General features: G+C 59.6%; 8 protein-coding genes. 3 read left to right on the top strand and 5 right to left on the bottom strand.

Going from position 1 to position 7,386, the window contains the following annotated elements; translation table 11 throughout:
• Positions 1-338: 338 nt before the first annotated feature.
• Entirely contained in the window at positions 339-827 is a 489-nt protein-coding gene (locus ACXRVY_RS12530) for an SRPBCC family protein (RefSeq protein ID WP_223462405.1), read from the bottom strand.
• Between the two features lie 196 nt (positions 828-1,023).
• Between ACXRVY_RS12530 and ACXRVY_RS12525 the strand changes: the two genes are divergently transcribed.
• Positions 1,024-1,422 (top strand): GFA family protein, encoded by a 399-nt coding sequence (locus tag ACXRVY_RS12525; protein ID WP_223462406.1) that lies wholly within the window; start codon positions 1,024-1,026, stop codon positions 1,420-1,422.
• 65 nt (positions 1,423-1,487) lie between these two features.
• Positions 1,488-1,892: a lysozyme inhibitor LprI family protein gene (locus ACXRVY_RS12520; protein ID WP_223462407.1), complete on the top strand. Its 405-nt coding sequence runs from the start codon at positions 1,488-1,490 to the stop codon at positions 1,890-1,892.
• Between the two features lie 138 nt (positions 1,893-2,030).
• On the opposite strand, the gene peaD is transcribed toward ACXRVY_RS12520, so the two are convergent.
• From peaD to peaA, 4 genes are all read right to left on the bottom strand, one after another.
• A complete protein-coding gene (gene peaD, locus ACXRVY_RS12515) occupies positions 2,031-3,149 on the bottom strand; it encodes a quinohemoprotein amine dehydrogenase subunit beta (protein ID WP_223462408.1) in 1,119 nt (372 codons plus the stop codon).
• 21 nt (positions 3,150-3,170) lie between these two features.
• Complete coding sequence (gene qhpC, locus ACXRVY_RS12510) at positions 3,171-3,494, bottom strand: quinohemoprotein amine dehydrogenase subunit gamma (RefSeq protein WP_008016081.1); 324 nt, start codon at positions 3,492-3,494, stop codon at positions 3,171-3,173.
• Between the two features lies 1 nt (position 3,495).
• Positions 3,496-4,926: a quinohemoprotein amine dehydrogenase maturation protein gene (gene peaB, locus ACXRVY_RS12505; RefSeq protein WP_223462409.1), complete on the bottom strand. Its 1,431-nt coding sequence runs from the start codon at positions 4,924-4,926 to the stop codon at positions 3,496-3,498.
• Positions 4,927-5,022: 96 nt separating this feature from the next.
• Entirely contained in the window at positions 5,023-6,603 is a 1,581-nt protein-coding gene (peaA, locus tag ACXRVY_RS12500; protein WP_458237500.1) for a quinohemoprotein amine dehydrogenase subunit alpha, read from the bottom strand.
• 545 nt (positions 6,604-7,148) lie between these two features.
• Between peaA and ACXRVY_RS12495 the strand changes: the two genes are divergently transcribed.
• Positions 7,149-7,386: aldehyde dehydrogenase family protein (locus tag ACXRVY_RS12495; RefSeq protein ID WP_458237499.1), on the top strand; the 238-nt coding region annotated here is incomplete at its 3' end.

Below are 7,386 nucleotides of genomic sequence, written 5' to 3'. Positions count from 1 at the left end.
AGCTGCGGGCGCAGATCACCGAGCGCGCGGCGGCGAAACTCGACCGACAGTGAAAAAATGGCGGCGGGAACCCGGTTCCTGCCGCCATGACTTTTCATGCGCGCAAAAAAAACCCGCCGAAGCGGGTTTTTCCAAGACCATGACGACTCCTTGTCGTAGCGTTCCTTGCAGATGGTCGATCATCCATGATCCTGAGCACATCCTGTGCTTCAGTGGGTGAGGCGAGAATACGCATCGGATCCAATTTGTAACAGACGACATCGCTACCATCGCGTGTAAGACATTCGCTATATACCCCCTTCCGAAAACCCTTGGATGCCACAGGCTCCGAGCCGACTTCAGCCGCTCTGTTGCTCGTGGGCTTTGGCATTATCGATCAAAAACTGCTCGATATTGTTCATTTGCTCTTCCCAGCCACGACTGTCCATGCGGAAAGCCCTTTCGCGACGGGCCTGGGGAATGTGATCGAAACCGGACTCGGAGACCTTGAGCAAGGTGCCGTTGTCCATGTCTTCGAGCTCGAATTTCACCAGTGTGGTGGGCTCCTGGGAGTAGTCGACTTCCGGTCTCACGGCATAAGGGTGCCAGCGAAACGAAAACAGCCGTTCCGGCTCGACTCGCTCCACCAGTACATTCCAGCGCAAATGCTCATAACCGGGGTAGGTAACCTGCCCCTGGGTCCACTCGCCTGCCACAAAACGCTTGCCCTCCAGCGCCACGCCAAACCACTGTCCGAACATTTCGGCATTGGCCAGCACGCGCCAGACCTGTGAACGCTTGGCCTTGAGCAGGATTTTCCTTTCGATGCGATCAGATGCTGGGTTCATAAGTCACCTCCTGTACTTGAACAGTAGTCAGTAAGACCACACGATCAACCCTAAAGTTGTACCAATCGGGATGTGCAATCAACCATGCTCGAGACATTCGATTGCATTTGTGCGGATAGTTCTGGGGCAATCACAAAATCAGAGGGTCGAAACTGCTAACGTTCTCCCTCGAAACAGCATCGAAAAGGATAGCGCCATGAAAAACCTGCGCGGCAGTTGCCTGTGCAAAGCCATCGAATACGAGCTCGATAGCCTGGACATGCCCATTAGCCACTGTCATTGCCAAACCTGCCGCAAGGCACACGCAGCGGCTTTTGCATCGACCGCCGGGGTGATGCGCGAGCACTTTCACTGGATCAAGGGGCAAGATCGGCTGACGAGCTACGAATCGTCACCGGGCAAGTTTCGGCATTTCTGTTCGGCCTGCGGTTCACACTTGATGGCGGAGCGATTGGCCCAGCCCCATGTGATCGTTCGGGTGGCGACACTGGATAATGACCCGAAAATGACGCCACAGGTGCATATCTGGACATCCCATGAGCAGCCCTGGCTTGAATATGAGTCGGTAAAAAAGTACCCGCAATGGCAGACGTAGATGGCTGAACGTCCCACAGCGCTACACTGCCCCCCAAACTTCCCCTGTCACAGCGAGGTTCTGCCATGCACGCACGCTTTCTCCTGGCGCTGACGCCTTTGTTGTTCACCTCTCTGGCCCATGCTGCCGTGAACTGCGACAACGCCACCGACCAGGCCACGATGAACCAGTGCGCGTCGCAGCAGCATGCGGCCGCCGACAAGGAACTGAATGCGCTGTACCAGCAGATCACTTCGCGCCTCAAGAGCAACCCGGACAGCAAGAAACAGTTGGTGGGTGCGCAGCGGTCGTGGATTGCGTTCCGCGATGCCGAGTGCAGGTTCTCGGCGTCCGGCGTGGAAGGCGGGAGTGTGTATCCGCTGATCTACAGCAATTGCGTGACTGAATTGACCAAGGCGCGGGTGGAGATGTTCAAGACTTACCTGAAGTGTCAGGAGGGGGATTTGGGGTGTCCGGTGCCGGGGGTTTGAATCTCTGGTGTATGTAAGGGCCTCTTCGCGAGCAGGCTCGCTCCTACAGTGGATTTTCGGTGAACACAAATTTTGTGCCTGACCGGGAACCCTGTAGGAGCGAGCCTGCTCGCGATAGCGTCAGGTCAGGCGCCGCAATTACCGGACAAAAATCTGCGCCGTGGTAATCGCCATATCCCCGCCCGGCAACTTGATGCTGCCCGTCTGTTTGAGGCTGTCGGCATCGAAGATCGCCACGTCGTTGAAGGTTCCCGCCAGGTAAATCTTGCTGCCGTCCTTGTTGAAGGAAATGCAGTAGTAGGAGTGATCGAGCGTGGCGGACTGGAGCATTTTCTTCTGCTTGATGTCGTACTTGGCCAGGCGGTTGAGCACGCCAAACATCAGGTTCGGGTCCTTGGGCGAGCGCATGCCGCTGAAGTAGATTTCCGTCAGAGGCCCGAAGTCGGTGGTTTCGGTCTTGCCGGTCTTCAGGTCGATACTGAACAGGCCGTACAGGTATTCGGCGGTGGCCGGGTCCTGTTTCTTGTCCTTGAACTTCGCCGCGGTGTAGAGCAGCGAGAAGTCATGCCGGTACGTCTGCTGGTTCCACACGTAGAGCACGTCTGGCGCGCTGTAGTTCGGGCGTTTCCAGTGACGACTGGGGATCAGCACGTCGAACTTGCCGGTTTGCACATTGACCTTGTAGACATCCGCCCCGGCCACATACAAGGTGCCGTCGTCACCGCTCTGCATGATGGTCAACTGGCGCGGCGCCGGGAAACTGCGCACCGGCTTGGCGTCCATGCCGGCATCGGTCTTGTACACGTCGAGCCGTGGCTGCTGCACTTCGTAGCGGTCGTTCATCATCAGCGTCGGGTTGGCGATGGTGAACAGCTCCTTGCCATCGTGACTGAGGGTAAAGGCGAACATAGACTTGGCCTTCTCCCCCGGTTTCTGCGTGATGCTGGCGTGGAACACCTGCTTGCAGTTATCCAGTTCGACACCATAGACATCCGCATAGTGATTGTTCAGCACGTAGGCGGTCTTGCGGTCCGGCGACAGCTGCACGGTGCCGGGGCCGAAGGCATCGGGCATCTTGCAGGTCTTGAACAGGGTGTCGGTGGCCAGGTCGATCACGTGCAGGTTGTTCGGGTAGTTGGTGGTCAACATGTATTCGTGACCGTCTTGCAGTGCGGTGTTTTCATCGGCCAGGACACTGACCGAACAGCTGCTCAGGACGGCGAACGCGGCCAGGCCGCAGGCTTTGATGTTGTGCATGCTGGAATCCTTCTTCTGTGATCACTTGTCTTTGGGGAAGACAGTGCCGAGGTTGCGCCAGTTGTCGTTGGACGCCTGGGCATCCTTGTTCCAGTCCGGGTAGGTGCTCATCATGTCGGGCACCTGGGCCGGCCACCAGCAGGGGTCGGAGCAACCGTAGAGGTCGGCCTCCATCGGCTGGCACAGCGAAGACACACCGCCGAATGCATCGATTTCCCAGCCCGGGTCGGTGGTCGAGGCACAGCCCGCCACAGAACTCATGGCCACCACTTCCTCAATGCGGTTTTCATCCGCGGCCTGATCCAGCTTCAACGCTTTGTTATTGATTGCCTTGAGATGTTTCATATCAGTGAGCCTTGCGCGGAGTGATGTAACTGCTGATGAACGCAGGGTTATTGGCCATGATCCGGGTGTAAACCTCGATGCCGAAGTCGACCCAGTCACGCATCAGTTCGCAGTAGTGATAGGTCGGGTGCGTCGGGTCGCCGTAGCGGGCGTAGCTCTCGTGGTAGCAGCCGCCGGAGCACAGGTTGCGGATCTGGCAGTCCTCGCAACCGGTGTTGGTGCGATCCAGGCGCTGGGACAGGAAGTCGTTCAACTCCACCTGTTTCACACCGCTGTGGACGTTACCGAAGGTCGGCAGGCTCGAACCGGTAAAGCGGTGGCACAGGTTCAGTTCGCCCTTGTGATCCACGGCCAGCATCTTCAGGCCCGCGCCGCATGGCAGGGCTTTTTTATGGCCTTCGTGGATGTCGGTGATCAACTGGTGCAGGTTGGAGAAGCCGATGTTGCGATGCTCCAGCGCCGCTTCCAGGTAACGCCGACCGAGGCGTTTCATGCTGGCGAAGACTTCGATCAGCTCGTCGCTGGTGAGGTTGAAGCTGCTGATGTCGCCGGAGGTCACCGGGGCGAAGCCGACTTCGGCAAAACCCAGCTCGTTGAACAGGTGATCCCAGATGGTTTCGACGTCGGTCACACCGGTGGTCAGGGTCACCCGCGCGCCCACCGGACGACTGTTGTAGCGCGACAGCAGCATCTCGGCCTTGCGCCGCACCACGTCGTAGGTGCCCTGCCCGCCCACGGTGATGCGGTTGCGGTCGTGCACGGTTTTCGGCCCGTCGATACTCACTGACAAGCCGAAACGGTGGGCATTGAGGTAGTCCACGGTTTCTTCGGTGAGCAGCGTGGCGTTGGTGGTCATCACGAACTCGACGAACTTGCCGGCCTCGCGAAAACGCTTCTCACAGTAATCGACCATGTACTCGATCAGTTTGCGGTTGCTCAGCGGTTCGCCGCCGAAGAACACCACGGTGAAACGCTCTTCGTCCGGAGATTCGCGCAGCAGCATTTCCACCGAGGCGATCGCCGTTTCGACGTCCATCTTCTTGCCCGCCGACGGCTTGTCGAGGTCTTCCTTGTAGCAATAGGTGCAGCTCAGGTTGCAGCCGGTGTTGACGTTGAGCACCACGGTATTGATTGCCGTGCGCTCGACCCGTTTGGTGGCGATGTCCGGGGTCAGCGGCGAACCGTCGCTGACCAGTTCCAGGGCCATCAGCTCGCGCAGGGTTTCGGTGATTTCCTCGCCGTTGAAACGCGCCGCCAGGCTCTGGATCAGGTCGTCCGAGGAGCAGCCGGGGCCGCGCAGGGTATCGATGATGGTGCCCGTCAGTTCATCGCTGGCGAACAGCGAACTGCTGGGGATGTGAAACAGCATGCGGTCGGCATCGACCTGCACTTCGTGCAGGTTGCGTTCGACCAGATTCAAGATAGCGCCCATTGCCAACCTCCTGTGCAGGCCCCGCTTGGCGGGGCTTGCGGTCATTCCGAAAAGTGTCTGTAGCCTTGAAGCTGTGTTAAGCCAAGGGCAGCCAACTCATGGAATGGGTGGATTGTTCCAGCGTTGCACAGTCACGATCATGTGGCCTTCGCCGGTCAGGGGTTTCCCTRCGTCGTCGACGGCGGCGATCACCTTGAGGTTGCCGGCATTGTTGGTGGACATCTTGCGTGCCGGGTTCGGTCCGGCATCGCCCGGGGTGAATACGCCTGCATCGGCCTGCATGGTGCCGGCGAACTTGACGTCTTCGTCCTCCTTGGCCCGGTCGTCGAAGGCTTCGACTTTCCACTGCGCCGGGAACACACCGATGCGATATGGCTTGCCATCAGCGCCCTTGCCCCAGGCTTCCGCGTCGAAACGGCCCTGGACCTTCGGCGTCGAACCACCGCCCTCGCCGATCCGCGCTACCGAGAATTCCGGCACCACTTTGACTTCGGCAATCTTGCTGTACACCGACAGGCTCGGGCCTTTCAGCGCGCCGACGCTGACCGCGCGCGCACCCGGTTGGGCATTGGCGGCGGCCTTGAGTCTGACTTTGATCTGCTCCGGACTCTGCGAGACGACTTCAACCACTTCCACACCTTTGCCGAAGTCCGGCTTGCCGCTCAGGCCACTGCCGATCAGGGTCACTTCGGTTTCGCTGCCAGCCTTCAGATAACCCGGCTGCACCGCCAGCAAACGGTTGGAGCCTTGCTTGGCGGCGACGAAGTCCAGGCCACGCTCGTCATGCTCGGCCTCGAACATCCGGCCCTGCATCGCATTGCCTTGAGCGGCGAACACCTGGCGCATGGTCACGCCATCGATGGTCACGTTGCCGCGCCATTCGTAGCCGGTGTAGAGAATCGCACTGCCGTCGCCATTGAACGGGCTACCGTCGGCGTACTGGCCTTTGACGCTGACCTTGAAAGTGTCACTACCATCGGCGGTTACGCTCATGACACCGGCCAGCTCACCCTTGCCCGGCAAGTGGCCGCTGAAGCTCCAGTCGCCCACCAGGGCCTCGGCTTTGGGCGCCGCGCTCTGCCATTTTTTCCAGGCCGGGTTGTCCAGCGGAAAACGCTTGGCCAGCAGCGGTACCATGTCCTTGCGGGCGATGTCGAACCAGTCGCGGTCCCGGGCCAGCGCCTGGTACTCCAGGGACGGCCACTGACCGAGGTGGAAGTTCACCAGGCGTTCCCACTCCTGCGCCGGACGCCGTTGCAGAGCGACCCGCGCACCGGAGTGGCAGCGGCCGCACATCTGGCTGGTCTGGTCGTCGAAGTGCTCGACGGTATTGAGCCGGCGCTCCAGCGCATAACGCACGCCGTCGGTTTCGCTCGGCGCCAGGCCCTGGGTGTCGGCCAGGTACTTGACCAGCGTGCGACGGTCGTCATCGCTGATCTGCAAACCGTGCATGGTCTGCATGCGGGCGATGCTCATCAGCCAGCCTTCCGGCGTCTTGCGCTGGTGGCTGATGCGGCTCAGGGCGTTATCGGCTTCGGGGGTGTGACAGCCCTGACAGGTTTCCCTGAGGATGGTCTGGGCATCGCGGGCTGCCAGGCTGTGAGGCGAATGCAGCGCTACGCAAGCGGCTACGGCCAGCAGGCTGGCGCTCATGCCTGATCGGAGTTTTCTCTTCATCAACGTCGAACCTCGCACGGTGCGTTCTTATTGTTGTGGCTTATCGTTTTTATGGTTTCTGCCGCCGGCGTTGATCCGCTGACGGAGGCAAGAGAAACGTCTGAGATGTGCAATACACAGAGCGTGCCAGCTTATGAATATTTATATGAATCAATGATTTGCCGATAAAGGTCGGTGTTTTGCCAATCGTATCGTCTGCGTTCCACGTTTAATTTCGCGACAACTGTTTCAGCCTGAGACAAGCATAGCTTTCTGTAGGAGCGAGCCTGCTCGCGATGGTCGTTAACGATTACGCGTGCTTGCCGGCTAAACGCAGTGCTCTTTAGTTCATCGCGAGCAGGCTCGCTCCTACAAAAAGCATTACGTTCCGGATGTGCATTTTGTTCGGGACGTCTCACGTCGTCGCAATTTGCGAYGTTTATCGATCCCACGGTGACCCGAAAAATATCTGTCACCCCACTGGATCGGGCCTTCGGGCCGAAAAAGCACAACTGGCACAGCCATTGCGAAAGCCCGGTTCTCACGAACAACAAGAGGCCTCGCCAATGTCGCTCCCAAACGTGCTTCCCGCCACTTCGGCGTTCATCCAACGCGCCCCGCGCATGCTGATCGGCGGTGACTGGGTCGAGGCCGCCGACGGCCAGACCATGCCCCTGCACAACCCGGCCACCGGCGAAGTGCTGTGCGTGGTGCCACGGGCAACGCCTGCGGACGTCGACCGCGCGGTGCTTGCCGCCCGCCAGGCGTTCGACGATTCGGCCTGGACCCGCACCCGTCCCCGGG

It is taken from the genome of Pseudomonas sp. P5_A2_2 (genome assembly GCF_054177685.1).
Note: the sequence above shows the minus strand (reverse complement) of the source record. Positions and strands in the feature narration are given on the sequence as shown.

What these genes read in the sequence shown, in the direction of transcription:
- ACXRVY_RS12530 (WP_223462405.1), bottom strand. Translation starts at nt 827, where the DNA reads ATGAACCCAGCATCTGATCGCATCGAAAGGAAAATCCTGCTCAAGGCC.
- ACXRVY_RS12525 (WP_223462406.1), top strand. Translation starts at nt 1,024, where the DNA reads ATGAAAAACCTGCGCGGCAGTTGCCTGTGCAAAGCCATCGAATACGAG.
- ACXRVY_RS12520 (WP_223462407.1), top strand. Translation starts at nt 1,488, where the DNA reads ATGCACGCACGCTTTCTCCTGGCGCTGACGCCTTTGTTGTTCACCTCT.
- peaD (WP_223462408.1), bottom strand. Translation starts at nt 3,149, where the DNA reads ATGCACAACATCAAAGCCTGCGGCCTGGCCGCGTTCGCCGTCCTGAGC.
- qhpC (WP_008016081.1), bottom strand. Translation starts at nt 3,494, where the DNA reads ATGAAACATCTCAAGGCAATCAATAACAAAGCGTTGAAGCTGGATCAG.
- peaB (WP_223462409.1), bottom strand. Translation starts at nt 4,926, where the DNA reads ATGGGCGCTATCTTGAATCTGGTCGAACGCAACCTGCACGAAGTGCAG.